Source organism: Algibacter sp. L4_22, from assembly GCF_023473045.1.
Lineage (GTDB): Bacteria > Bacteroidota > Bacteroidia > Flavobacteriales > Flavobacteriaceae > Algibacter.
Window position 1 is genome coordinate 19,724 of record NZ_JAMCOK010000004.1, and the last position, 25,500, is coordinate 45,223.

The window sequence follows — 25,500 nt, forward strand, 5'->3', positions numbered from 1 at the left end:
AGTTGATTTAAGCCCAAAATATCATGAAGAACCTAAACTATTCTATCGTTTTACTTTTTTTTGTCCTTTTTCAAATGAACTCTTATAGTCAGGTAGGAATAGGAACTACCGATCCTCATATTTCTTCAGTTTTAGAAATGGAATCTACAACTCAAGGCGTTTTAACGCCTAGAATGACAACCTTGCAAAGAGTTGCTATTGCTACACCAGCCGATGGTTTATTGGTATTCGATATCGATGAAAGTGTCTTTTATTTTTACAATGGAACATCTTGGGTACCGCTAGAAGGCGCCGAAAAACGTGATAATTATAAGTTAGTTAAATCTGTGGCCGATTTGGCAGATGAGCTTGCGGCTGGTGGAGGCGCAGAGTATTTATTAACTACCGATTTTATGTACGAAATTAATGGACAAATAACTTTAGCGGCTCCAATTAATTTAAATGGCGCTTATTTAATTGGAGAAGATACAAATGAAGATATACTAGTAAATAGTGCTGGAGGAACTATATTTGAAGGTTCTACCGGTGGTTCAATAAGAGGTCTTACATTAACAGCTCCTGGGGGCACTGTTTTTAACTTGTCTGGAAGCTCTGGAACGGAACGCTTTGTCTTTAGAGACTGTGTTGTAGCGAACTCAACTTCGGTTGGTACTATTTCTTCATACGGCCTTGTCTTTGTTAGTATTGTTCAATATGTAAATAATTCGGCAGGAATTACTTTTGACGACATACACCAATTACTTTTAAATTCTGAAGGATGGGCTAGTGATAATACAGGTGTTTATCAGTCATTTACGGGTGACTTTGATATTATAGCTAAGCAGGGTGGTTTTAGTAAAGTAGTGGGTGCAACAGCGGCTATCGATATCACAGGAGTATCATCTTTGACTAGTGGAAATATAAGTAATGTTAATTTTTATGGAGGAGGCAATTATATTAATGGTACGTCGCCTTATATTGGGTATAATTTCCCTAAAGAATGGGATGTAAATAGTCCTGGTATTCCAGTAGAAACTGATGGTGTTGCTACTGGAGATATTAATTTTTCAGCAAATGTTGGCTCAGGAACAAGTATTGCATTTACAGGAACAGGAATAGGTAGTAGAAAAAAAATATCAGGAACTACAGTTTCTAATAGTTTATTTCGCTTTGCTAAAGATGGTAGTAATAAGATAACATACGAAGGTAAAAAGGCAAGATATTTTGGTATTACTGCCAGTTTATCATTCCAAGGTGATAGTAGTAATACTATTTTTATTTTTTATCTAGCAAAAAATGGTAACGTAATAGATCAGACAAAAGTTTATCGGGAAAATGGAGCCAATAATGATGTTGGAGCTGCAGCTGTTGTGGGAACTGTTGAATTATCAGAAGGAGATTATGTGGAAGTTTGGGCAGAACGTTATAGTGGTACTGGAGGTTTAATATTGGTTTCTTTAAATTTAATTGCTAGATAATAAAGCATTAAAACCTCATACTAGTCTTCACATTAAAAACACGCGGTGTTAAATAATTAGGAATCGCATATTGGCGTTTGCTATATACATCGCGTACCCAAGTATTGGTTATCGAGTTTTGAGCATCGAACATGTTGTAAATTTCAAACCCAAAAGACAAAGCTTTAAAAGGTTTTTTCCAACCATGTTCAAACTGTTTTTTATCATCAACTAAAACAAACTGTAACCCTAAATCGGCACGTTTATAATCTGGCAATCTATTTTGATATTCATAGGCATCGGCATAACTAGGCGATCCTCCTGGTAAACCTGTATTATAAACAAGGTTTAAATACATTTTCATGTTTGGTACATTGGGTACATAATCTTGAAACAATGCAGCAAATTTTAAACGTTGATCGGTTGGGCGTGCAATATAGCCACGGTTGTCAATGTTTTCTTCATTTTTTAAATACCCGAAACTAAACCAAGATTCCGTTCCCGGCACAAACTCACCATTAAGGCGCATATCTAAACCGTAAGCATAGGCTTTTGCATTATTGTTAGCCGCATATCTAATACGTACATTTTCTAATGTATATGGATTAACATCGGTTATACCTTTAAAATAAAGCTCGGTTGTTAATTTAAATGGGCGATCCCACATTTTAAAACTATAATCGTTTCCTAAAACGAGATGAAACGATTTTTGAGCTTTTACATCTGGTTGGATAGTTCCCGAAGCATCACGTAATTCACGGTAAAAAGGTGGCTGATAATATAAACCTGTTGCTACTCTAAACAACATATCTTTTTCCCAATTAGGTTTTATGGTGAATTGTGCACGCGGACTAAATACAACTTGACTTGTACTTGAAATACCATCGCCGGAAACAGACCAACTATGCATTCTAGCACCAGCATTATACCAAACATCGTTATTGCCAATCATGGAGCGTTTACTCCATTGAGCGTAAGCTTGAAAGCGATTAATTTGTGTGTTGTTTGTTGCGCGAACGTTTTGGTAAGGTGTTAACGGACCGCTAAAAGCTGCGTAAGGTTGCTCGTTTATAACTGTTTTTGGAGGTCTAATTGAAAACCCTGCCGAATCGATAACTTCCCATTCTACCAGGCGATCTCTAATATCTTCATGTGTGTATTTAACAGACCATTCAATACGGTTATCATCAATTTTTAAATCACCCTTATGTTCAATATTTGTAATTAAAGCATCTAGATCGTTTCGGCCGTGGTTTAATTGGCTGCCAACGCCTTCGCTAAATTCAACTTCACCTAAATTTTCATCTCCAATATTACTATTAACTTCACCTAAACGGTATTGAGATAAAATATCAAAATACTCTTCTTCTGTTGTGTGATAGGTTGATGCAATTAACTTTAATGTTAAATCGTCGTTAGCAAAGTATGTACCTTTAAAAGCTCCAAAATAAGTTTGGTATTCATCTTTTTCTTCACCTTCATAAAATACCAAAAGAGCAATAGGGTCGGCGAGTGTGCCAAAATTAGTCTGTCTAGTTTGCGGCTCAAAATTATATTTATTGATTGCTGCATTTCCTAGAAAACTCAACTGAAATTTATCTGTAAATTTATAAGTAAAAAAGGCCTGAGCGTCTGCAAATTTTGGTTTTACATTGGTTTCTGTTTCTTTGGCATCGACTAATAAACTATTGTCGCGGTAACGTACGCCAACAATACTTGTAAATTTTGAATCTTTACTTATATTTTCTACGGAAAGACTCCCGCCAAGTAAACTCAAATCGGCATTAATTTCAAACTGATATGGTGTTTTATAAGTAATGTCTAAAACGGATGATAATTTGTCGCCATATTTAGCTTGAAATCCACCTGCGGAAAAATCGACATTTTGGACTAAATTGGAGTTAACAAAACTTAATCCTTCTTGCTGACCAGAACGAATTAAAAATGGGCGATACACTTCTATATCGTTTACATAAACTAGATTTTCATCGTAATTACCACCACGCACAGCGTATTGTGTACTTAATTCATTGTTGTTGCTAACGCCTGGTAAAGTCATCAATAAATTTTCTACACCAGCATTTGCTCCAGGAATTTTTCTAATAGTCTCTGGTTTCATGGTGATTATACCTTCAACATCTTTCCGGCGGTTACTTGTTATGGTTATAGCTGCTATTTGCTCTAACGAGGTACTCATAACAGGATTGAATTCGTAGGTTTCTCCATTCTTCAGATTAAAAGAACTTGATGTTTTTTTAAACGAAAGGTGCGTAAATTCAACTAAAATATCTTCATTTACATTTATAGTTAGGCTGTAAAAACCATTGGCATTACTAACCGTTCCATTTATTCCCGATTTAATATTTACCTGTTCTATGGGCAAATTGTTTTCATCTAAAATAATACCTTTAATAGTTGCTGTTTGTGCGAACCCTATATAAAGGCTGAAAAAAAATAAACCGACAAGTAAAAGCTTTGTTTTCAAATGGTTGATGAGTTAGTTTGTGTTACTTCCTGTAAAATAACGCTTCAAAAGTAGAATTATTTCCAACATTATCTGTTACAATCACCTTTAAATTATTATTTGTATTGGTGAAATCGCCATCATCAAAATCGTAAGTCAAAGTATTTGTTTTGTATTCGTACTCCATTAAAATGAATTTCCCGTTAATGGTAGCTCTATAATTAGATATTCCCGAAAGGTCGTCGGTAATTTTAACTTTTAAATATCTAAAATTACTTAACCATTGCTTGTCTTTAAAATTGGCAGCTTTAATAGTAGGAGCAATGCTGTCTGTTGTTAAAGCATATTTACCTAAATATTTGGAGTTAGTTGTTAAAATATCACCTTTTCTTTTTGTGGTAGAATAGGCTGGATAATCTTTATATCCAATTAAGCGAGCAATGAAAAGTTTGTTTTTATCGACGTTTTTGTATTGGCTAACATCAAAGGAAATTTTAAAACTTTTTTTGGTTGGAACGGTATCATCATCTAGAAATAAGGTGTCGTTTTTTACTTCGAAGTCTAAATAGAAATCATTGTAAAAGGTGTCTTTATAAAAATCTACCGCAATTTTACCTTCTTTTAGGTTTGTTGCTTGGTTGGCTTTTATAAAATAAGGCGTCGTTTTTTCTTCTTTAACTGCGGTAATTGTCTTTTTTGTTCCTTTAATATTAACGGTTATCCAGGTTTCATTATTTTTATAATCGGAAACGCGAATTTTATAAACAGAATTTGTACTGTCTTTTATAGCTAAAACACCATTGTTGGTAACCGATTTAAGTAAGCTTAACGGATTATGCTTTTTATACAAACGCTGAATACGTTCTTTTTTAGTTTTATAATGTTCGTAATCTATAAATGTATTTATGTGTTTGGTTTCATCGAATGAAAATTCTTTGAAATCGATTTCAAAATTACGTTGTCCATTAATAACCGTTTGTATGTTGTAAACGCCATTAGAGTTTCCTGCTAAGTCTTGTCTGTCTATTGTTTTAATACCAAAACCTATATTACCAATAGCATCAATTTTTTCTGTAACAAAATCACCGTTTTTTAAAGGAATGAGTCTAACTTTTTGTTTTTTATTCTTCTTATTAACAAAAGAATTTTTATCTAACGGATATGCATAAAGCGACTGTATTACTGGTGCTGTTGTATCTAAAATATCTATACCAAAAAGCATGGGGTTTATTGGATGTTCTTCTTTGTTTCTAATTTCGAAATGAAGATGTGGCCCTCCAGAACTGCCTGTGTTTCCACTGTAGGCTACAATATCTCCTTGGGTTATAGGTAATTCTTCTGGAGTAGGGAATAGCTCAATTTCGTAACTTTCTTCCTCGTATTGCTTCTTTTTAATGTAAGCTTGAATCTCGGGCGAAAATTTTTGCAAATGCGCATAAACCGTCGTGTAACCGTTTGGATGCGTAATATAAAGGGCTTTTCCGTAGCCGTAATGTGCAATTTTAATACGACTTACAAATCCACTGGCCGAAGCTTTAACTTTTAAACCCGTGCGTTGTTGCGTTTTTATATCGAGTCCTGAATGGAAATGATTGGAACGCAGTTCTGCAAAAGTACCAGCTAGAACTAAAGTTCCATCTAAAGGGTTTGCAAAGTAATCTTGCGGATAATTATTTTGAGCGTTCAAAAACAATGAACAAAACAGAAAAAGAGAAAGGATAAATTTCATAGGATAATTGTAACTGCAAAAATATTCATTTGAGATGAAAACACAAAGGATAAAGCAAAAAGTAAGCATTGTATTGAAAAAGAATTTTAAGGAATAATCTAAAAATTTATTGAAAAACAATTGTAAATTATAGCTAGGTTGGTTAACTTTGTGATATAAGTATTGAAATTGGTAAATGAGTAATATTGAGGATATTGTAGATTCGTTAGAAAACAAAATTAGCAAGGTATTACACAAGGTAGAGCTTTTAAAGCAAACTAATTTGAAATTAAATGAAGAATTAGAAGTTTCAAAGCAGGAAATTTTGAACCAAAAAAAGCTAAATGCTAATTGGGAAGAAAAATATGAAGCTCTTAGAATTGCAAATTCAATGCTTGGTGGTGACGATAATAAAAGAGAAACTAAGCTTAAAATAAATGCCTTAATTAGAGAAATTGACCATTGTATTGGACAACTATCTGAGTAATGCTAATTAAATTCAATGTCGGAAAAGCTTAAAATAAAGCTGTCTATTGCTAATCGGGTATATCCTTTAACTATTGATCCAAGTCAAGAAGAAGGACTCCGTAAAGCATCAAAAAGCATTGAAGTAATGATTAAACAATTTGAGCAAAGTTATTCTGTTCGAGATAAACAAGATGTTTTGGCCATGTGTGCCTTACAATTTGCCTCTCAAGTAGAGCAGAAGTCTATAGATAAAACAAATGTAAATGAGCATGTTGAAGAAAAACTTGTGGCGCTTAATAATTTGTTGGATTCGTTTATAGTTTCTTAATTCGTTCTTTAAAATAAACTAAAAAGTTACTGCCTACATTGGTTATTTTTTTTGATAAACTCAACGTTAATTCTTTAAAAAGGGTGAGTTTAAGTTGTAAAAGCAGGCTGCAATACTAAATTTATTTAGTATTTGGCAGATCCTTGATCAGCTTGTTAGCCCTAAACTTGTTTTTAAGGAGTTTATACAAAACTTTATGCCGGTGTAGGCTTTTTTATATATTATTATTAACTAAATTAAACGATGGATAACTCAATTATATTTGCAGTAGGTGGTGTTGTTTTAGGGCTTGCAATAGGCTTTATTATAGCAAAAATGTTAGAAAAAAACAATGCTTCAAAACTCATAAAAAACGCAAAAAAAAATGCAGCGTTAATACTTAAACAAGCCAATGTAGAAGGTGAGAGTATTAAAAAAGATAAAATGCTTCAGGCTAAAGAGAAGTTCTTAGAGCTAAAAGCAGAGCATGAAAAAGTTATTTTAAGTCGCGATAAAAAAATGGGAGAAGCTGAAAAGCGCACCCGAGATAAAGAATCGCAAATATCTAACGAGCTTTCTAAAAGTAAAAAAGCTAACGATAGTTTAGATAGTAAAATAAAAGATTATAACCATCGACTTGATGTACTAGAAAGTAAACAAGAAGAGGTTGAAAGATTACACAGAAGCCAAGTACAACAACTCGAAGTTATTTCTAGCCTTTCGGCAGAAGATGCTAAGGAGCAATTAGTAGAGTCTTTAAAAGGTGAAGCTAAGAATGATGCGATGGCTTTTATACAAAGTTCTTTAGAGGAAGCGAAGCTAACAGCCGAGCAAGATGCGAAGAAAATTATTATAAATACTATACAGCGTATTGGAACAGAAGAAGCAGTTGATAACTGTGTATCTGTATTTAATATAGAATCTGATGATGTTAAAGGACGAATTATTGGTCGTGAAGGTCGAAATATTCGCGCCATTGAAGCTGCAACAGGTGTAGAAATTATTGTTGATGATACTCCAGAAGCAATTATCTTATCATGTTTCGATTCTGTGAGACGTGAAATTGCACGATTATCACTTCATAAATTAGTTACAGATGGTAGAATACATCCTGCACGAATTGAAGAGATTGTAAAGAAAACTCAAAAACAAATTGAGCAAGAAATTATAGAAGTTGGTAAGCGTACGGTTATCGATTTAGGAATTCATAATCTACACCCAGAATTAATTAAAATGGTTGGTAGAATGAAATACCGCTCATCTTACGGGCAAAACTTACTACAACACTCGCGTGAAGTTGCTAAGCTTTGTGGTGTAATGGCAGCAGAATTAGGATTAAACCCTAAGTTAGCTAAACGTGCCGGACTGTTACATGATATTGGTAAAGTGCCAGATGCAGAAACAGATATGGAAACGCCACACGCGATTCTAGGTATGCAATGGGCTGAGAAATATGGAGAAAAAGACGATGTAATAAATGCGATTGGTGCTCACCACGACGAAATAGAAATGAAATCGTTATTAGCACCTATTATTCAAGTTTGTGATGCTATATCTGGAGCAAGACCAGGAGCACGTAGACAAGTTTTAGATAGTTATATTCAACGTTTAAAAGATTTAGAAGAAATAGCCTTCGGTTTTAACGGTGTTAAGAAAGCATACGCTATTCAGGCAGGTAGAGAACTACGTGTTATTGTTGAAAGCGAAAAGGTTAACGACCAAACTGCTGCTGATTTATCGTTTAGTATTTCTCAAAAAATACAAACAGATATGACGTATCCAGGACAAGTAAAAGTAACTGTAATTAGAGAAACTCGTGCCGTGAATATCGCGAAGTAATTATTTAGAGTTAAAGTTTTTTAAAGCTTTCCTTTTTTTTATTAAGAAGGAAAGCTTTTTCTTTTGGAAAAAAGAGTTTAAAGGTGGTCCCTATATTTAATTCACTTTCAATCGTAATTTGCCCACCTAAATCTTCAACTTGTATTTTGGTTAGGTAAAGACCAATACCTTCAGAGTCTTCTCTGTTACTCTCGTGGAATGTATTGTACATGCCAAAAACTTGATCCTTGTATTTGTTTAAATCAATACCAATACCATTGTCGGTAATAGAAATTTCGAAACCTTCATTTTTTTCAGTACTCTTAATATTAACTTTTGGAGTAACACTGGCATCAACATATTTTATAGCATTAGATATTAAATTATGAAAAATGCTTTCTAAATATGCCGAATTACCCGTAAGGAATAAATTAGAAGGTATATCTGTATTTATAATTGCTTCTTTTGAAGCTATATCAATAGAAAGATTATCTAAGCTATCTATAATAACATTACTTATATTAACATTATTTGTTAGGTCGTTATATTCAGAGTTTACACTAATTACATCACTTAAATTGCTAATAGTAGTGGTTAAAGCGGAAGAAATGGTTTTTAAATAATTAAACATTTCATCTTTTTCTTCTTGAGTTTTAGCAGAATCATGAAATTCTAAAACGTTTTTAAAATTACCAATATGAGTTCTTAAATTATGAGAAACAATATGTGTAAAATTATAAAGCCGTTTATTTTGGCTAGTGATTACATTAAAATTTTCATTTAAAAGCATCTCATCTTCTTTACGTTTGGTAATGTCGATATGTGTACCTATTATACGTAATGGTTTGCCTATTTTATCTTTACTAACAATTTTTCCTTGATCTAAAATCCAGCGGTAGGTTCCATCTTTACACAGTACCCGATGTTCATTCTTGTATATTTCTATTTCTCCAGATAAATGTTTTTGAAAATCATAATGATAAGCATCTCTGTCTTCAGGATGTACACGATTATTCCATTCGTCTGCATTGCTTCCGATTTCGTTGTCTTCGTAGCCTAAAATGTTTTTTGATTCAGCAGAATAGAATACTTTGTTTGTTTTTGCATCCCAATCCCAAACTCCTATTTTAGAGTTTTCTACGGCAAATTGCCATTTTAAACTGTCAGATTCAGTGGAATTTGATGTGCGTTTAAAAAGATTACGAATCGGAGAGAATATGCTCTTTACCATATGGTTTTCTTAGGGTTAAAATTTAAAATAAAACTTAAGTAGGTATTAATTTAGACTCCTTAATTATTTACACGTCACAATAGGTCTTGATTTATTTGGGTTGCTTACTAAATTTTTTATTTTCTTGGATGAAATTGTTCTACAACCTTAGTTAAATGGTTTCTATCTAAATGTACATAAATTTCAGTTGTTGTTATACTTTCGTGCCCAAGCATGAGCTGAATAGATCTTAAATCGGCATTGTTTTGAAGTAAATGCGTGGCAAATGAATGTCTAAAAGTATGTGGAGAAATACTTTTCTTTAAATCAATTTTTACTGCTAATTGTTTAATTATAGTAAAAATCATGGCGCGTGTTAATTGTTTGCCACGGCGATTTAAAAATAAAGTGTCTTCAAAACCAGCCTGAATATTCATATGATTTCTAATTTCTGTTCTGTAGATATTAATATACTTTTTAGTAATATCTATAATAGGAACGAAACGTTGTTTGTCTCCTTTTCCTGTCACTTTTATGAAACCCTCTTCAAAAAATAAATCCGATAATTTTAAATTAACCAATTCACTAACCCGTAAACCACAGCCGTATAGTGTTTCTAGCATTGCTCTATTGCGTTCTCCCTCGGGTTTGCTTAAATCTATGGCTTTTATTAGATTGTCAATTTCTTCTTCCGATAAGGTATCGGGAAGTTTTCTTCCAATTTTAGGGGATTCGATAAGCTCTAGCGGATTGTCTATTCGATAATCTTCAAAAACTAAATAATTGAAAAAGCTTCGTAAACCAGAAATGAGTCTAGATTGTGAGCGTTCGTTAATTTTTTTTGATACGCTATAAATAAATTCCCTAATAGTTGTATCAGTAATTGAAATAGGCGCTTCTTTAATCTCTTTATCGTCTAAAAAAGAAATTAGTTTTTGAACATCTAACACATAACTATTTATTGAGTTTTGTGATAAACCTCTTTCTATCTTTAAATAAAAAGTATAATCCTTTATGGCTTGACTCCATTTCATTAGGATAAAAGTAAAGAATTTTTCGGATTAAATTAAGGCAGAATTGTTTATATTTTTGGAAGTGTTTAGTAAACAAATGAATAAGGAATAATTGCAAATTTAGAGAAATAAAAAAAACGATTTTAGGTCTTTTTTGTGTTAAAAAAAAAGTTTTTTCTGTACATGTTGATTCTCAATAACTTGTAGTATAAAAATTGTTAAAATTATCATAAAACAAGACTAAAGGTTAATTAAAAGGATAAACAGCCTTTTATTTGCGGAATATTTATAATAAAACATTTAAATTATGAAAAAATTATTTTTTGCTGCAGCAATTGCAGTTTTCGGATTTACTTCAGTAAATGCACAAGATGATATTAGTGAATTTGGTTTTGAAGAAGGTAACGTTTTTGTTGAAGGGAGCCTAGGCTTTAACAGTACTAATGACAAAAACTTTGATACAAAATCTAGCGCTTTTAACTTTACTCCAAAAGTAGGTTATTTTTTAAATGATGATTTAGCAGTTGGTGTTCAATTAGATTTTGGTACAGCTAAAACCTCTACATCTGGAACAGATACTTCTAAAAACTCAAATATTGGAATTGGTGCTTTTGGACGTTATTACTTTTTAGATTTAGGAAAACGTTTTAAAACTTATACTGAGCTTGGTGTTGGGTATAACTCATTAGACGACAAAATTTCTGATGTTAAAGTTAATTCAATTGGAGCTGGTTTAGATTTAGGTCTTAACTATTTTGTAAAAGAAAACATTGCACTTACTTTTGGATTAGATAATGTTTTGGCATATTCTTCTTCTAAAGTAGATGTATCTGGAGCTAAAGCGACAAGCAACTTCAACTTTGGAGTAGGAGAGGTAAACAACCCTTTTGGTGGAACGGCTAATTTTGGAGTATTATTTGTATTCTAAATAATAGTTCAAAAAAATATTTAATTAAAGGAAGTCGTAATGGCTTCCTTTTTTTTATGCCTAAAAATTAAATATATTTACCATATGAAAAAACTAATCATCATCAACGGCCCCAATTTAAATTTATTAGGAAAAAGAGAACCTGAAATTTATGGTAGTTTAACTTTTGAAGAATTTTTTAAGGACTTAAAAGAAAAATATCCAACAGTAAGCTTGGAGTATTATCAATCTAATATAGAAGGAGAACTTATTGATAAGTTGCATGAAGTCGGTTTTAGTTATGATGGCGTTATATTAAACGCTGGTGCTTATACGCATACTTCAATAGGTATTGGTGATGCAATAAAAGGTATTTCCTCTCCTGTTGTAGAAGTGCATATTTCTAATACGTTTTCTAGAGAAGAATTCCGTCATCAATCTTACATTTCGCCAAATGCTAAAGGTGTTATTTTAGGTTTCGGAATGCCAAGTTATGGGTTAGCTATTCAGAGTTTTTTGTAAAAAAATTAAGTTTAAATTATAAAACCGTTATGAAGGATTAACAAATATTAAAGCTAGCTTTGTGTTGTATTAAATTTACAACCAATTAGATATGAAGCAAGCTTTACTTATTTTATGTGTAATCTATCCAGCTTTTTTTATTTTAAATGCTCAAGAGAAAGAGAAAGAAAACTCATTTGTAATTAGTGATCAAGTTAATATAAATAATGAGGTTTTACCATTTTCAAACTATTTTTCAGAATATAGATTAAATGATAATTGGGTTGTTCGGGCCGAAAATATTGAAACTAACTTTGGAGGTTTTGGTGAGAGTTACCGTATTAAAGAATTTCCATTATTAGCAAAATATAGCTTTACTGAAAAGTTTAGTGTGCTCTTTGGGTCAACCACAAATTTACTTCTAAAAAATGGAACTGTTGAAGATGTTTCAGCATCAGGAACTCTTGGTGTTCAATATGATTTTACCGAGTCTTTTTTAATGGAAGCTCGGTTTAATTATAATTTAAGCAACGACAGTCCGTTTAAACAAAGTTTACCAAGTACAAACTCACTTTTTAAATTAGGAGCTAAATATAAGTTCTAAAAAAAAAGTGCTATTCAATATTTATTGAATAGCACTTTTTATATTTCTAACGTGTAATAACGTTTTGTATTAGATATGAATTACTTCATCATAAGCAGCTGCAACAGCTTCCATAACGGCCTCACTCATTGTTGGGTGTGGATGTATAGTTTTTAATACTTCATGACCTGTAGTTTCTAATTTTCTACCTAAAACAGCCTCTGCAATCATATCGGTAACACCAGTACCAACCATGTGGCAACCTAACCATTCGCCATATTTAGCATCGAAAATTACTTTTACAAAACCTTCTTTGTTTCCACCAGCACTAGCTTTTCCAGAAGCAGAGAAAGGAAATTTACCAATCTTAACGTCTAAACCTTGTGCTTTAGCTTGCTTTTCAGTTAAACCAACAGATGCAATTTCTGGAGTACAGTAAGTACAACCAGGAATGTTTCCGTAGTCTAGAGCTTCAACATGTTGTCCCGCTAATTTTTCTACACAAAGAATGCCTTCAGCAGAAGCAACGTGTGCTAAAGCTGGTCCAGGAGTAATATCGCCAATAGCGAAATATCCAGGAATATTAGTTTGGTAAAAATCGTTTACAATAACTTTATCTCTATCAACAACAATTCCAACATCTTCTAATCCAATGTTTTCAATGTTTGTTTTAATACCAACAGCACTTAAAATAATATCAGCTTCAAGAACTTCTTCGCCTTTACTTGTTTTAACGGTAGCTTTTACACCTTCTCCAGATGTATCAACAGTAGTTACTTCGGCAGAAGTCATTACTTTAATACCTGCTTTTTTGAAAGAACGTTCTACTAATTTAGAAACATCTTCATCTTCAACAGGAACAATGTTTGGTAAATATTCTACAATAGTTACATCAGTTCCCATAGAGTTGTAAAAGTATGCGAACTCAACACCAATAGCACCAGAACCAACCACAATCATCTTTTTAGGTTGTTTCTCTAAAGTTAAAGCTTGTCTGTATCCAATTACTTTTTTACCATCTTGTGGTAAATTTGGTAACTCACGAGAGCGGGCTCCTGTAGCAATAATAATATTATCGGCGCTATATTCAGTACCTTCAACGTCTACCTTTTTTCCAGGTTTAAGTTTTCCGTAACCGTTAATAACGTCTACTTTATTTTTCTTCAATAAAAACTGAACACCTTTACTCATACCATCAGCAACACCGCGGCTACGTTTTACAACAGCATCAAAATCGTGTTCTGCACCTGTTACTTTTAAACCGTAATCTTCAGCATGTTTAAGATATTCAAAAACTTGAGCAGATTTCAATAAGGCTTTAGTTGGGATACAACCCCAGTTTAAGCAAACCCCACCAAGATTTTCTTTTTCAACAATAGCAGTTTTAAAACCTAATTGTGAAGCTCGAATAGCTGTTACATAACCACCTGGGCCACTTCCAAGAACAATAATATCGTATTTACTCATTTGTTAAATTTTAGGTTACGAATTTACAAAATCGAAATGTAATAATGAATTAACTAAGCCTTAAATCGTAAAAAAATACTTTGTTAGCCTTCAGTAGGTTTCGTTGTATTAGAAGTTTCAACCAATAACGGAATCTATCAATGTTTTACTACCTTTGCTTTGCAAGTTATTATTTATGAACATACCTAAAACAAGTTACCCACGAATTGTAATAATTGGTGGCGGTTTTGCAGGAGTTGCCTTAGCAAAAAAATTATCGAAGCAAGAAGTACAAGTGGTGCTTTTAGACAAACATAATTACCATACGTTTCAACCGTTGTTATACCAGGTTTCTACGGGTGGACTAGAGCCAGACTCGATTGCATACCCAATACGGAAAATTTTAAAAGATTTTCCAAACTTTCATTTTAGACTAGCAGAAGTTAACGAAATAGATACTACTTGTAATACCATAAAAACTAATATAGGCGATTTAAAGTTTGAATATTTAGTAGTCGCTTCCGGATCTAAAACCAATTATTTTGGCAATACGGAAATAGAAAAACACAGTATGGCCATGAAAACCATACCGCAATCTTTAGATTTAAGAAGTTTAATTCTCGAAAATTTTGAGGAAGCACTGTTAACAACAGATTTGCATGAGCGTATTGCTCTTATGAGCTTTGTAATTGTTGGCGGCGGGCCTACAGGAGTAGAGCTTGCTGGCGCATTAGCCGAAATAAAAAAAGGAATTCTACCTAAAGATTATCCCGATTTAGATACCCGTTTGGCTCAAATAAACATCATTCAATCTGGAGATTGTTTATTAAAAGGTATGAGTGCAAATGCATCTGCGAAAGCTGAAGATTTTCTCGAAAAATTAGGAGTTCATGTCTGGAAAAACGTACGAGTAACAAATTACGATGGCAAAACGGTAACTACAAATTCCGATTTAACTTTCGATACAGCAACCTTAGTTTGGGCAGCAGGTGTAGAAGGAGCTATAATAAAAGGCTTAGACGCCAAAGATTTTGTAACGCGTGGTAACCGTATTTTAGTAAACCAATGCAACCAAGTTAAAGGTTTTGATCATATTTTTGCCATTGGGGATATTGCCTGTATGGTAACAGATGAGTTTCCGCATGGCTTACCCATGATGGCGCAACCAGCCATTCAACAAGGCCAGCAGTTGGGAGATAATATTCTTAAACTTATAGAAGAAAAACCCATGAAACCCTTCTCCTATAAAGATAAAGGAGCCATGGCAACTGTTGGTAGAAATAAAGCAGTGGTCGATTTAAAAAACATTAGATTTCAAGGCATTTTTGCTTGGTATGTTTGGATGTTTGTGCATTTGTTTTTTCTAATCGGTTTCCGAAACCGTATGGTTGTTTTTATAAACTGGGTTTACAATTACATACGTTTCGATCGCGAAGCACGCCTGATAATTCGTCCGTTTAAAAAGAAGTTTAAAACCTAAAATACCATTTGTATTTTTATAGATGTTTAAATTGAAAATAGTTTTGGGCGAGTTGCCATGAAAAATGGCAAACAGGCTTTCCGCTATATCTTTTTCTTGTGCTCAAGTAACTTTAGTCTCGCCTTAAAATATAAGGATAACAATAAGTTTAGCACTAAACAGTAAAAAAATAGGCAAGCACAAAAAAAGGATGCCGCATCAATCCTTCTCGCAAGGCATATCCGCAAAAGTGTTTTTAGGTATTTATATTTGTGTGTGTTTGCAAAAGTAAGTTTGTCATGTCGATGCTAGAAACCATCGCATAGGAGTATAAACAATCGTTCAAAGTATTACGGAATTTCTTCTCACATCGAAATGACGTGGGCGATTTGTTTTTATAAGAGGAGAATTTTAAAACTGGGGCGTTTCAATATTCATTATAACACCAAAAAAAGTATTGTATCTTGAGTTCTTTGGACACTAGAATAAATCAAATAAGAGTAAGTTTTTCAAACTGAAATATCTATTTCAATACTCTTCACTATGAATAAATTACCATTACAAATCATCAGTGAAATGTTTTCTAGACTTCTCTTCATTAAACTTTTTATCATTATATGTTTTAGATGCACCTTTAGCAATAGATAATGTTTGCCAATCTTTCCCTTTAAAAACTTTTCCTAAAAACACAATTTGCCCAATATGATAAGAATAATGAGCTAGCTGACGGTTTATGGCTTCGGTAACCGTATGGCCTTCATTTCTAATATAGATAATGCGTTCTAAATCATCAGGTTTTAATGGTTTAATCGCATTAAATAAACAATACCAACCAGCATTCCAATTTTCTAATAATTGGTCTTTGGTTTCGTAAGTATCATCAAATTCTCTGTTGCGGTGTCTCCATGGTTTTTCGCCATCTTCAGTTAGAAAGTTTGTCCAGCGACTCAACATATTTCCGGAAATATGTTTTACAATAATAGCTATAGAATTAGCGTCTTCAGCGATTTCATTTTGTAATTCTTCAAACGATAATTGCTCAAAAGTTTTATCTCCTAAACTTTTGTAATATTCAAACTGTTTAATAATACTTTCTAAATAACTTTCCATGGTATAAAAATAGTTTAGAGCGTGTGAAAAAGCAAATTAAAAGTCTTTATTATAAACATGTATTTTGAATCTTATTTTTCAGGAACAAATGTTAAAGAAACACCATTAATACAATGGCGCATGCCGGTTGTGTTTTTTGGTCCGTCGTTAAAAACATGACCTAAATGTCCGCCACAAGTGCCACAATGTTCTTCCGTTCTCGCATATCCTAAATCGTAATCGGTAGAAAAATCTACATTACCCTTAATGTCTTGATCAAAACTAGGCCATCCCGATCCAGAGTCAAATTTGTTTTCACTTTTAAACAAAGGCGTTTCGCAAGCTTTACAAACGTAAGTTCCTGCTTTTTTATTATTGTTTAAGGCGCTAGAAAAAGCGCGTTCTGTTCCAGCTTCACGCAATACATAATATTCGGTTGCCGATAACTGGGCTTTCCATTCGGTTTTTGTTTTTGTGATTTCAAAAATTTTCTTTGTTTCCGTTTTTTTCTTTTGTGCTGAGGAGTTGCAACTAAAAACTAAAAATATACTGAGTGCGACTAATATTTTGTTCATTATAAAGGATGTTTATTATGTTTGTCGAACTAAAGGCATAAAAATAACATGAGCCTAATTTTTAATAGAGTTAAATTTTTAATGAAAAAGCTATTTTATTCTATTCAAAGTTTGTTAATTTGGATGTGACAAATTAAAGAAAATTGTGTCTAATAACTAAAGATACAGTTTTTGTATTTTTGAGATCAAATAAAACCCAAGAAAATGAAACTAAAAACAACTTTTATATCACTAGGAATTTGTGCCATGATATTTTCGTGTGCAACGAACCCGTTTACCGGAAAAAAAACCCTAGCATTTGTATCTAACGATCAATTGTTTCCAACAGCCTTTGCTCAATACGATCAATTTTTAACGGATAATAATGTTGTAACAGGTACAAAAGATGCCGAAATGATAACTAGAGTAGGGCAGCGTATAGCTGTAGCCGCTGAACGTTGGTTAACAGCAAATGGAAACGCAGGTTATTTAAATGATTATAAATGGGAGTATAATTTAGTAAACGATGAAACCGTAAATGCTTGGTGTATGCCAGGAGGTAAAATTGTATTTTACACAGGTATTTTACCAATTGCGGCAAACGAAACTGGTGTTGCGGCTATTATGGGCCATGAAGTTGCACATGCATTAGCAAATCACGGACAGCAACGTATGAGTGCTGGATATGTACAACAAGGTTTAGCTGTAGCGGGTAATGTTGCTATACAAGATGAACAATCTAGAAATGCTTTTAATCAATATTATGGTGTTGGATCTCAAGTTTTAGGAATGTTACCTTTTAGTAGAAGTCATGAAACAGAAGCAGATAAAATAGGTTTGTATTTAATGGCTGTTGCAGGGTATAACCCAGATGAAGCTGCCGAATTATGGAAACGTATGAAAGCAAACAGTGGAGGAGATGCTCCAGCAGAATTTATGAGTACGCATCCATCAAATGATACTCGAATTAATAACTTAACGCAATGGGCTCCAGACGCAAAAAAGGAAGCTGCGAAATTTGGTGTAACATCGTTTAGAGCGATATAACATTATAATAAAAATATTTGTTTACTTTAGAAGCTGCTAATCAATAGCAGCTTTTTTTATTTAGCTATATTTTATATGATTCAACTTGAAAAAGGGAGTAAAAAACTATTAAATGCTTGGGCTTTTTACGATTGGGCAAATTCGGTTTATACTTTAACCATTACGTCTTCAATTTTTCCGATATTTTATTCGGCATTATTTCTTTCAGAAGTTAAAATGGTTGAAGCTTTTGGTACCGTTTTTAAAAGTACAGCTTTAATCACTTTTGTTACAGCTTTCACCTTTTTAGTGGTTGCATTTACATCTCCAATATTATCAGGAATAGCTGATTATGTTGGTAATAAAAAGAATTTCTTGAAATTTTTCTGTTATGTTGGTAGCGCGGGTTGCATAGGTTTATATTGGTTTAGTTTAGATCAAATTCACCTTAGTTTATTATTCTATTTTATGGGGTTAATTGGTTACTGGGGAAGTTTGGTGTTTTATAATTCTTACTTACCAGATATTGCGTATCCCGAACAGCAAGATAGCGTTAGTGCTAAAGGTTTTTCTTTGGGGTATTTAGGGAGTGTGCTTTTGTTGGTGTTTAATTTAGTAATGGTGATGTTTCCTCAGTTTTTCGGGTTTGATTTAAGTATTGCAGAATCTATAAGAGAAACAGGAACAGATGCCGAAATCCAATTAGCTCTAGATACTGTTAAAGATGCCGCATCATTTAAAGCTATGAAAATATCTTTTATTACTGTTGGAGTTTGGTGGGCTTTGTTTAGTCAATATGCTTTTTACTTTTTACCAAAAGGAACTAAATCGGGGCATAAAGTAACTCGAGCTGTTGTTTTTAATGGTTTAAAAGAATTACGAGAAGTATGGAAAGAACTTAAACAGAATTTAAGATTGAAGCGCTATTTATATGCCTTTTTTGTATTTAGTATGTCGGTACAAACTATTATGCTTGTTGCTGTTTATTTTGGTGAAGAAGAAATTTCTTGGGGTACCGATAGTGATAAAACTTTTGGTTTAATTTTTAGTATACTGGTAATTCAGTTAGTTGCAATATTAGGAGCGTTTATAACATCGAAAGCGTCCTCTAAATTTGGAAACATTAAAACATTAATTGCAGTAAATATTATTTGGATGTTTTTGTGTTTTTATGCTTATTTAATGCATACACCAGTTCAATTTTATATAGCTGCTGGTATTGTAGGTTTAGTTATGGGAGGTGTGCAATCTCTTAGTCGATCTACTTATTCTAAGTTTTTACCAGAAACAGAAGATACTACATCGTATTTTAGTTTTTATGATGTTGCCGAGAAAATAGGTATTGTAATAGGTATGGTTATTTTTGCAACTGTCGATCAAATTACCGGAACCATGAGAAATGCAATCTTAGTACTTGTTGTCTTTTTTATTGGCGGAATTATTTTACTTTTTAGAGTTCCGGAGGAAAAGAAAAAGATTGCTTTAGAAGGTTAATTGATAATCTTAAAACAACATTTTTATTTTTTGGAATACCTCTTGTTTTTAGTCCGTAATTTGTATTTACCAAATGCTCTTTAAGTAAAATTTTTATTTCATTTTGGATGGGATAGGAGATTTACTTTTTAAGTTTATTAGAGATATTAACGATCCAAGGTATTTAAATTATTATTACTTACAATCATATTAGACCAATTTATAGCTTCATCTAAATTTGTAAATGATTCAAAAGGTTTGTTTAAAAATAGTTTTTCAATTTCAGCATTGCTTAGAGCAACTCGATTTTTAGAGACTACGGCAAAACCAACTAAGTTTTTAATCAAAGAGGTTTTTTTATAAACAGCAGGGTCTACGGCATATGAGTTTAAGCGATGTGCGATGTAAACAAAGCTTCTAGACTTAAAGTATTTACTTGCTATTTCTTCTAGAATATTATTAGAATCCTTGGTAACTGTTTCACCTTCATCAATTATAGAAACTACAAAGTTCTCATAAACATGTATAAATCCAATGGGTATTTTTATGAGGTGTTTCATATCCTTAAGATAGTGAATATTTAAAACATAAAAAAGCTCGAAAAATTAATTTCGAGCTTTTAGTTTTATTCTAAATTAGAATTTATGATTCTGTAGATTTTTCAGCTTTTACAATCGAAATATTTAATTCTTCAGTTTTTGAATCAAGATCAATTTTTATATTATCGCCTTCTTGTAAATGTGATGATACAATTTCTTCAGCTAAAGCATCTTCAACATATTTTTGAATAGCTCTTTTTAAAGGTCTTGCACCATATTGTTTATCGAAACCTTTATCTGCAATATAATCTTTTGCGTTATCGGTTATTGTTAGGTGGTAGCCTAGCAATGTAATACGATCTAAAAGTTTTTCTAACTCAATATCAATAATTTTGTTGATGTCTTCTTTTTCTAAAGCATTGAAAACAACAACATCGTCAATTCTATTTAAAAACTCTGGTGCGAATGATTTTTTCAAAGCATTTTCAATCACACTTTTGGCATTGGCATCTTCTTGCGCTTTTTGCGAAGCAGTTCCAAAACCAATTCCTGTACCAAAATCTTTCAATTTACGAGCTCCAATATTCGAAGTCATGATGATTATGGTATTTCTAAAATCAATTTTTCGACCTAAAGAATCCGTTAAATACCCATCGTCTAAAACTTGAAGCAACATATTAAACACATCTGGATGCGCCTTTTCAATTTCATCTAAAAGAATAACAGCGTAAGGTTTGCGACGTACTTTTTCGGTAAGTTGCCCTCCTTCTTCATATCCTACGTATCCCGGAGGTGCACCAACTAATCTAGAAATAGCGAATTTTTCCATGTATTCACTCATGTCAATTCTAATAAGCGATTCTTCCGAATCGAATAATTCTCTAGATAATACTTTAGCTAACTGCGTTTTACCAACTCCTGTTTGCCCTAAAAAGATAAATGAGCCAATTGGTTTGTTTGGGTCTTTAAGCCCTGCACGGTTTCTTTGAATGGCCTTTACAACTTTAGCAACAGCATTATCTTGACCAATTACTTTTCCTTTAATAAGGTTTGGTAATTCGGCCAATTTATTAATTTCTGTTTGCGCAATACGATTTACGGGAACACCAGTCATCATAGAAACTACATCGGCAACATTATCTTCTGTTACAACTTCTCTATGTTGTTTGGTATCTTCTTCCCATTTTTCTTGAGCGATAGCTAATTCTTTTTCAAGACGTTTTTCGTCATCTCTTAGTTTCGCAGCTTCTTCGTATTTCTGTTTTTTAACAACTGTATTTTTGGTTTCCTTAACTTCTTCTAGTTTCTTTTCTAATTCTAGAATTTGTTTTGGAACCTCAATATTTGTTATGTGTACGCGAGAACCAGCTTCATCTAAAGCATCGATAGCTTTGTCTGGTAAAAAACGCTCGGTCATGTATCTATTTGTTAATTTTACACAGGCCGCAATAGCTTCTGGTGTATAATCAACATTATGGTGTTCTTCGTATTTACCTTTAATATTATTAAGGATTTCAATAGTTTGTTCTACCGTTGTTGGCTCAACAATTACCTTTTGAAAACGACGTTCTAAGGCGCCATCTTTTTCTATGTACTGTCTGTATTCATCTAAAGTAGTTGCACCAATACATTGTATTTCTCCTCTTGCTAAAGCGGGTTTAAACATGTTGGAAGCATCTAAGCTTCCAGTAGCACCACCAGCTCCAACAATGGTGTGAATTTCATCTATAAACAAAATAACATCGTCGTTCTTTTCAAGTTCGTTCATAACGGCCTTCATACGCTCCTCAAACTGTCCACGGTATTTTGTGCCTGCAACTAAACTTGCTAAATCTAAAGTAACCACACGTTTGTTAAATAAAATACGCGATACTTTACGTTTTACAATTCTAAGCGCTAAACCTTCGGCAATGGCAGATTTACCAACACCAGGTTCACCAATTAAAAGGGGATTATTTTTCTTTCTTCTACTTAAAACTTGTGATACACGTTGAATTTCTTCTTCACGACCAACCACAGGATCTAATTTCCCTTCTTCGGCCATAGCCGTTAAATCGCGTCCAAAATTATCCAAAACAGGTGTTTTAGACTTTTTGTTGGTTTTAGCTCCAGTTGGCGCGTTAAAAATGTTTTCTTTAGAAGATTCGTCTTCTATGTTAGAATCATCATCTGGAAATTCAGATTTTGGTTCTATATAACTATCATCGTTTGTAATCATAATTTTAAATTGTTCTTTAACATTGTCGTAGTAAACTTTCAACTTATTTAAAAGTTTTGTAGTTGGATCATTTTCATTTCTTAAAATACAGAGCAGTAAGTGCGCTGTATTTATAGAGGTGCTCTGAAATAATTTAGCTTCTAAAAACGTAGTTTTCAGTGCGCGCTCTGCTTGCCTAGTTAAGTGTAGATTCTTCTTTTGGTTGGAACCTACTGCTATATTGGGGTTTGCAGGACTTAATATCTCTACTTTACGCCTTAAATGATTTAAATCAATATCTAAAGCGTCTAAAATTTTAATTGCTTTGCCATTACCGTCGCGCAAAAGCCCGAGCATTAGGTGTTCGGTCCCTATAAAATCGTGACCTAAACGTAATGCCTCTTCTTTGCTATAAGCAATAACATCTTTTACTCTTGGGGAAAAATTATCATCCATATTCTTGTCCTTTCTGCATTAAAAATACTAAAACATTTTACCAACGACAAAAACTATACCTTTTTTTGTGTGTAAAATGCTAATTGACGAAAAAAAGGATATTCAATCAAAATTTTCAATTACATACTTATTAACTAAAAAAGGGTTTAAAATTGTTAATAAAAAACATGAAAAAATGATTTTAAAACCCTTAGTATAACTCAAGGATTTGTTATATTAGCATGTTTTGAAAATTACATAAAACTTAATTAAAATATATATGGCAGAAGGAGAAAAACTTATACCAATTAATATTGAAGATGAGATGAAATCGGCTTACATTGATTATTCAATGTCAGTCATTGTGTCACGTGCTTTACCAGATGTAAGAGATGGTTTAAAACCCGTTCATAGACGTGTACTTTATGGTATGCATGAACTGGGTATTAGAGCAAATACAGCACATAAGAAATCGGCAAGAATAGTTGGGGAAGTTTTAGGTAAGTATCACCCACACGGAGATACTTCTGTTTACGATGCAATGGTACGTATGGCTCAAGAGTGGAGTTTACGTTATATGCTTGTAGACGGACAAGGAAACTTTGGATCTATCGATGGAGATAGTCCGGCAGCAATGCGTTATACGGAAGCCCGTATGAAAAAAATATCTGAGGACATGTTGGCAGATATTGATAAAGAAACCGTAGACCATAAGTTGAATTTCGATGATACTTTACAAGAACCTACAGTTTTGCCAACACGTATTCCAGGTCTTTTAGTTAATGGAGCATCTGGTATTGCGGTAGGTATGGCAACGAATATGCCTCCACACAATTTAACAGAGGTTGTTAATGGAACAATAGCATATATTGAAAATAGCGATATTGAAATTGACGAACTTATACAACACATTAAAGCTCCAGATTTTCCAACAGGTGGAACTATTTATGGTTACGATGGTGTAAAAGAAGCTTTTCATACTGGTCGTGGACGTATTGTTATGCGTGGAAAAACTAATATTGAAGAGGTACACGGACGTGAATGTATTGTTGTTGACGAGATACCGTACCAAGTCAATAAGGCAGACATGATTAAGAAAACTGCCGATTTAATTAACGAAAAGAAATTAGAAGGTATTTCGCTTATTCGTGATGAATCTGATAGAAATGGTATGCGTATCGTTTACGTTTTAAAACGTGATGCGATTCCTAATATCGTTTTAAATAAACTTTTTAAATATACAGCATTACAGTCTTCATTTAGTGTAAATAATATTGCATTAGTAAATGGACGTCCACAAATGTTGAATTTAAAAGAGTTAATTCATTATTTCGTAGAGCATAGACATGATGTTGTTGTTAGACGTACTGTTTATGAATTACGTAAAGCGGAAGAACGCGCACATATATTAGAAGGACTAATTATTGCTTCGGATAATATAGATGAAGTTATCAAAATTATCCGTGCATCATCAAATGCAGATGAAGCTAAGAGTAATTTAATTGAACGTTTCGAACTTTCAGAAATACAATCTAAAGCTATTGTTGAGATGCGTTTGCGTCAATTAACAGGTTTAGAGCAAGATAAATTACGTGCTGAGTTTGATGAAATTATGAAAACTATTATCGACCTTAAAGATATTCTAGATCGTAAAGAGCGTAGAATGGATATCATTAAAGAAGAATTAGTAGTAGTTCGTGATAAATATGGAGATGAGCGTCGTTCGGTTATCGAGTATGCGGGTGGCGATTTAAGTATCGAAGATATGATCCCTAATGAAAGTGTAGTAATTACTATATCTCATGCAGGCTATATTAAACGTACCTCTTTAACAGAATACAAAACTCAAAATAGAGGTGGAGTTGGTCAAAAAGCATCAACAACTCGTAATGAAGATTTCTTAGAACATTTATTTGTTGGTACAAACCACCAATACATGTTATTCTTCACTCAAAAAGGAAAATGTTTCTGGATGCGTGTTTACGAAATACCAGAAGGCAGCAAAACATCAAAAGGACGTGCTATTCAAAACCTTGTAAATATTGAGCAAGATGATAAAGTTATGGCTTTTATCTGTACTCAAGATTTAAAAGATGAAGAGTACATTAATAGTCATTACGTGATTATGGCAACTAAAAAGGGTCAAGTTAAAAAGACTTCTTTAGAGCAATATTCTCGTCCAAGAACAAATGGAATTAACGCGATTACAATTAAAGATGATGATGTTTTATTAGAAGCAAAACTTACAACTGGTGAAAGCCAAGTAATGTTAGCATTAAAATCTGGTAAAGCTATTCGTTTTGAAGAGGCTAAAACACGACCAATGGGCCGTGGAGCATCTGGTGTTCGTGGTATTCGTTTACAAGATGAAGAAACTGATGAGGTTATCGGAATGATAGCTGTTGATGATATGGAAAGCAACGTGCTTGTGGTGTCTGAAAACGGTTATGGTAAACGTTCAAGCTTAGAAGATTACAGAATTACCAACCGTGGTGGAAAAGGCGTTAAAACTATTTCTATTACAGAAAAAACAGGTAACTTAGTCTCTATTAAGAATGTAACTGATGAAGATGATTTAATGATTATAAATAGATCCGGTATAGCGATTAGAATGGCTGTTGCTAATTTAAGAGTTATGGGGCGTGCAACTCAAGGGGTTAAATTAATTAATCTTAAAGGAAAAGATTCTATCGCGGCAGTTGCTAAAGTAATGCATGAAGAAGAGGAAATAATAGTTGAAGGAGAGGAATTAGTTGAAGGAGTAGAAGGCGTTGAAAGTATTGAAAACACTGAGGATTCTGAAGATGGCACAACTCTTGATAATAATTTAGACGATAATAACACTGAAATTTAAACTTAATATTATT

At 33.0% G+C, this 25,500-nt stretch carries 20 protein-coding genes and 1 other RNA gene; 12 read left to right on the forward strand and 9 right to left on the reverse strand.

Translation table 11 applies throughout. The annotated features are described in order from the left end of the window. Positions 1-23 precede the first annotated feature (23 nt). The gene (locus M4I23_RS11845; protein ID WP_249754519.1) at positions 24-1,457 is read left to right on the forward strand and encodes a hypothetical protein; all 1,434 of its coding nucleotides are present in this window, start codon (positions 24-26) and stop codon (positions 1,455-1,457) included. A gap of 7 nt (positions 1,458-1,464) precedes the next feature. Here M4I23_RS11845 and M4I23_RS11850 read toward each other — a convergent pair whose 3' ends face one another. Continuing rightward, entirely contained in the window at positions 1,465-3,921 is a 2,457-nt protein-coding gene (locus M4I23_RS11850; protein WP_249754520.1) for a TonB-dependent receptor plug domain-containing protein, read from the reverse strand. Between the two features lie 22 nt (positions 3,922-3,943). Beyond that, on the reverse strand, positions 3,944-5,629 hold the full coding sequence (locus tag M4I23_RS11855; RefSeq protein WP_249754521.1) for a M23 family metallopeptidase: 1,686 nt from the start codon (positions 5,627-5,629) through the stop codon (positions 3,944-3,946). Positions 5,630-5,804: 175 nt separating this feature from the next. On the opposite strand from M4I23_RS11855, the gene M4I23_RS11860 reads away from it, so the two are divergent. The 4 genes from M4I23_RS11860 (at position 5,805) to rny (ending at position 8,222) form a co-directional block, all read left to right on the forward strand. Continuing rightward, positions 5,805-6,095, forward strand: a complete 291-nt coding sequence (locus tag M4I23_RS11860; protein WP_158850923.1) for a hypothetical protein — start codon at positions 5,805-5,807, stop codon at positions 6,093-6,095. A 15-nt stretch (positions 6,096-6,110) separates the two neighbouring features. Then, entirely contained in the window at positions 6,111-6,404 is a 294-nt protein-coding gene (locus M4I23_RS11865; protein WP_158850921.1) for a cell division protein ZapA, read from the forward strand. Positions 6,405-6,462: 58 nt separating this feature from the next. Beyond that, a non-coding RNA gene (gene ssrS / locus M4I23_RS11870) (6S RNA) lies at positions 6,463-6,588 on the forward strand. A gap of 59 nt (positions 6,589-6,647) precedes the next feature. Beyond that, on the forward strand, positions 6,648-8,222 hold the full coding sequence (rny, locus tag M4I23_RS11875; RefSeq protein ID WP_158850919.1) for a ribonuclease Y: 1,575 nt from the start codon (positions 6,648-6,650) through the stop codon (positions 8,220-8,222). Between the two features lie 10 nt (positions 8,223-8,232). On the opposite strand, the gene M4I23_RS11880 is transcribed toward rny, so the two are convergent. Both M4I23_RS11880 and xerD read right to left on the reverse strand, forming a co-directional pair. Further along, positions 8,233-9,432 (reverse strand): PAS domain-containing protein, encoded by a 1,200-nt coding sequence (locus M4I23_RS11880; protein ID WP_249754522.1) that lies wholly within the window; start codon positions 9,430-9,432, stop codon positions 8,233-8,235. A 116-nt stretch (positions 9,433-9,548) separates the two neighbouring features. Beyond that, on the reverse strand, positions 9,549-10,445 hold the full coding sequence (xerD, locus tag M4I23_RS11885) for a site-specific tyrosine recombinase XerD (RefSeq protein WP_158850915.1): 897 nt from the start codon (positions 10,443-10,445) through the stop codon (positions 9,549-9,551). Between the two features lie 286 nt (positions 10,446-10,731). On the opposite strand from xerD, the gene M4I23_RS11890 reads away from it, so the two are divergent. The 3 genes from M4I23_RS11890 to M4I23_RS11900 all read left to right on the forward strand — a co-directional run bounded on the left by M4I23_RS11890 (position 10,732) and on the right by M4I23_RS11900 (position 12,436). Then, entirely contained in the window at positions 10,732-11,352 is a 621-nt protein-coding gene (locus M4I23_RS11890) for an outer membrane beta-barrel protein (RefSeq protein WP_158850913.1), read from the forward strand. An 84-nt stretch (positions 11,353-11,436) separates the two neighbouring features. Next, positions 11,437-11,853 (forward strand): type II 3-dehydroquinate dehydratase, encoded by a 417-nt coding sequence (gene aroQ, locus M4I23_RS11895; RefSeq protein WP_249754523.1) that lies wholly within the window; start codon positions 11,437-11,439, stop codon positions 11,851-11,853. A gap of 91 nt (positions 11,854-11,944) precedes the next feature. After that, complete coding sequence (locus M4I23_RS11900) at positions 11,945-12,436, forward strand: outer membrane protein (RefSeq protein ID WP_249754524.1); 492 nt, start codon at positions 11,945-11,947, stop codon at positions 12,434-12,436. 69 nt (positions 12,437-12,505) lie between these two features. On the opposite strand, the gene lpdA is transcribed toward M4I23_RS11900, so the two are convergent. After that, complete coding sequence (lpdA, locus tag M4I23_RS11905) at positions 12,506-13,882, reverse strand: dihydrolipoyl dehydrogenase (protein ID WP_158850907.1); 1,377 nt, start codon at positions 13,880-13,882, stop codon at positions 12,506-12,508. Between the two features lie 175 nt (positions 13,883-14,057). Between lpdA and M4I23_RS11910 the strand changes: the two genes are divergently transcribed. Continuing rightward, positions 14,058-15,341 (forward strand): NAD(P)/FAD-dependent oxidoreductase, encoded by a 1,284-nt coding sequence (locus M4I23_RS11910; protein ID WP_249754525.1) that lies wholly within the window; start codon positions 14,058-14,060, stop codon positions 15,339-15,341. 537 nt (positions 15,342-15,878) lie between these two features. Here M4I23_RS11910 and M4I23_RS11915 read toward each other — a convergent pair. Both M4I23_RS11915 and msrB read right to left on the reverse strand, forming a co-directional pair. After that, on the reverse strand, positions 15,879-16,430 hold the full coding sequence (locus M4I23_RS11915; protein ID WP_249754526.1) for a DUF1572 family protein: 552 nt from the start codon (positions 16,428-16,430) through the stop codon (positions 15,879-15,881). A gap of 71 nt (positions 16,431-16,501) precedes the next feature. Continuing rightward, entirely contained in the window at positions 16,502-16,984 is a 483-nt protein-coding gene (gene msrB / locus M4I23_RS11920) for a peptide-methionine (R)-S-oxide reductase MsrB (RefSeq protein WP_249754527.1), read from the reverse strand. A 204-nt stretch (positions 16,985-17,188) separates the two neighbouring features. On the opposite strand from msrB, the gene M4I23_RS11925 reads away from it, so the two are divergent. Both M4I23_RS11925 and M4I23_RS11930 read left to right on the forward strand, forming a co-directional pair. Continuing rightward, positions 17,189-18,010, forward strand: coding sequence for a M48 family metallopeptidase (locus M4I23_RS11925; RefSeq protein ID WP_158850903.1), 822 nt, complete (start codon positions 17,189-17,191; stop codon positions 18,008-18,010). Positions 18,011-18,085: 75 nt separating this feature from the next. Continuing rightward, the gene (locus M4I23_RS11930; RefSeq protein ID WP_249754528.1) at positions 18,086-19,483 is read left to right on the forward strand and encodes an MFS transporter; all 1,398 of its coding nucleotides are present in this window, start codon (positions 18,086-18,088) and stop codon (positions 19,481-19,483) included. 146 nt (positions 19,484-19,629) lie between these two features. Here M4I23_RS11930 and M4I23_RS11935 read toward each other — a convergent pair whose 3' ends face one another. Continuing rightward, on the reverse strand, positions 19,630-20,022 hold the full coding sequence (locus M4I23_RS11935; RefSeq protein WP_249754529.1) for a hypothetical protein: 393 nt from the start codon (positions 20,020-20,022) through the stop codon (positions 19,630-19,632). Positions 20,023-20,104: 82 nt separating this feature from the next. After that, on the reverse strand, positions 20,105-22,654 hold the full coding sequence (locus M4I23_RS11940; RefSeq protein WP_249754530.1) for an ATP-dependent Clp protease ATP-binding subunit: 2,550 nt from the start codon (positions 22,652-22,654) through the stop codon (positions 20,105-20,107). A gap of 259 nt (positions 22,655-22,913) precedes the next feature. Between M4I23_RS11940 and gyrA the strand changes: the two genes are divergently transcribed. Continuing rightward, positions 22,914-25,487, forward strand: a complete 2,574-nt coding sequence (gyrA, locus tag M4I23_RS11945; protein ID WP_158850895.1) for a DNA gyrase subunit A — start codon at positions 22,914-22,916, stop codon at positions 25,485-25,487. Positions 25,488-25,500: the final 13 nt, after the last annotated feature.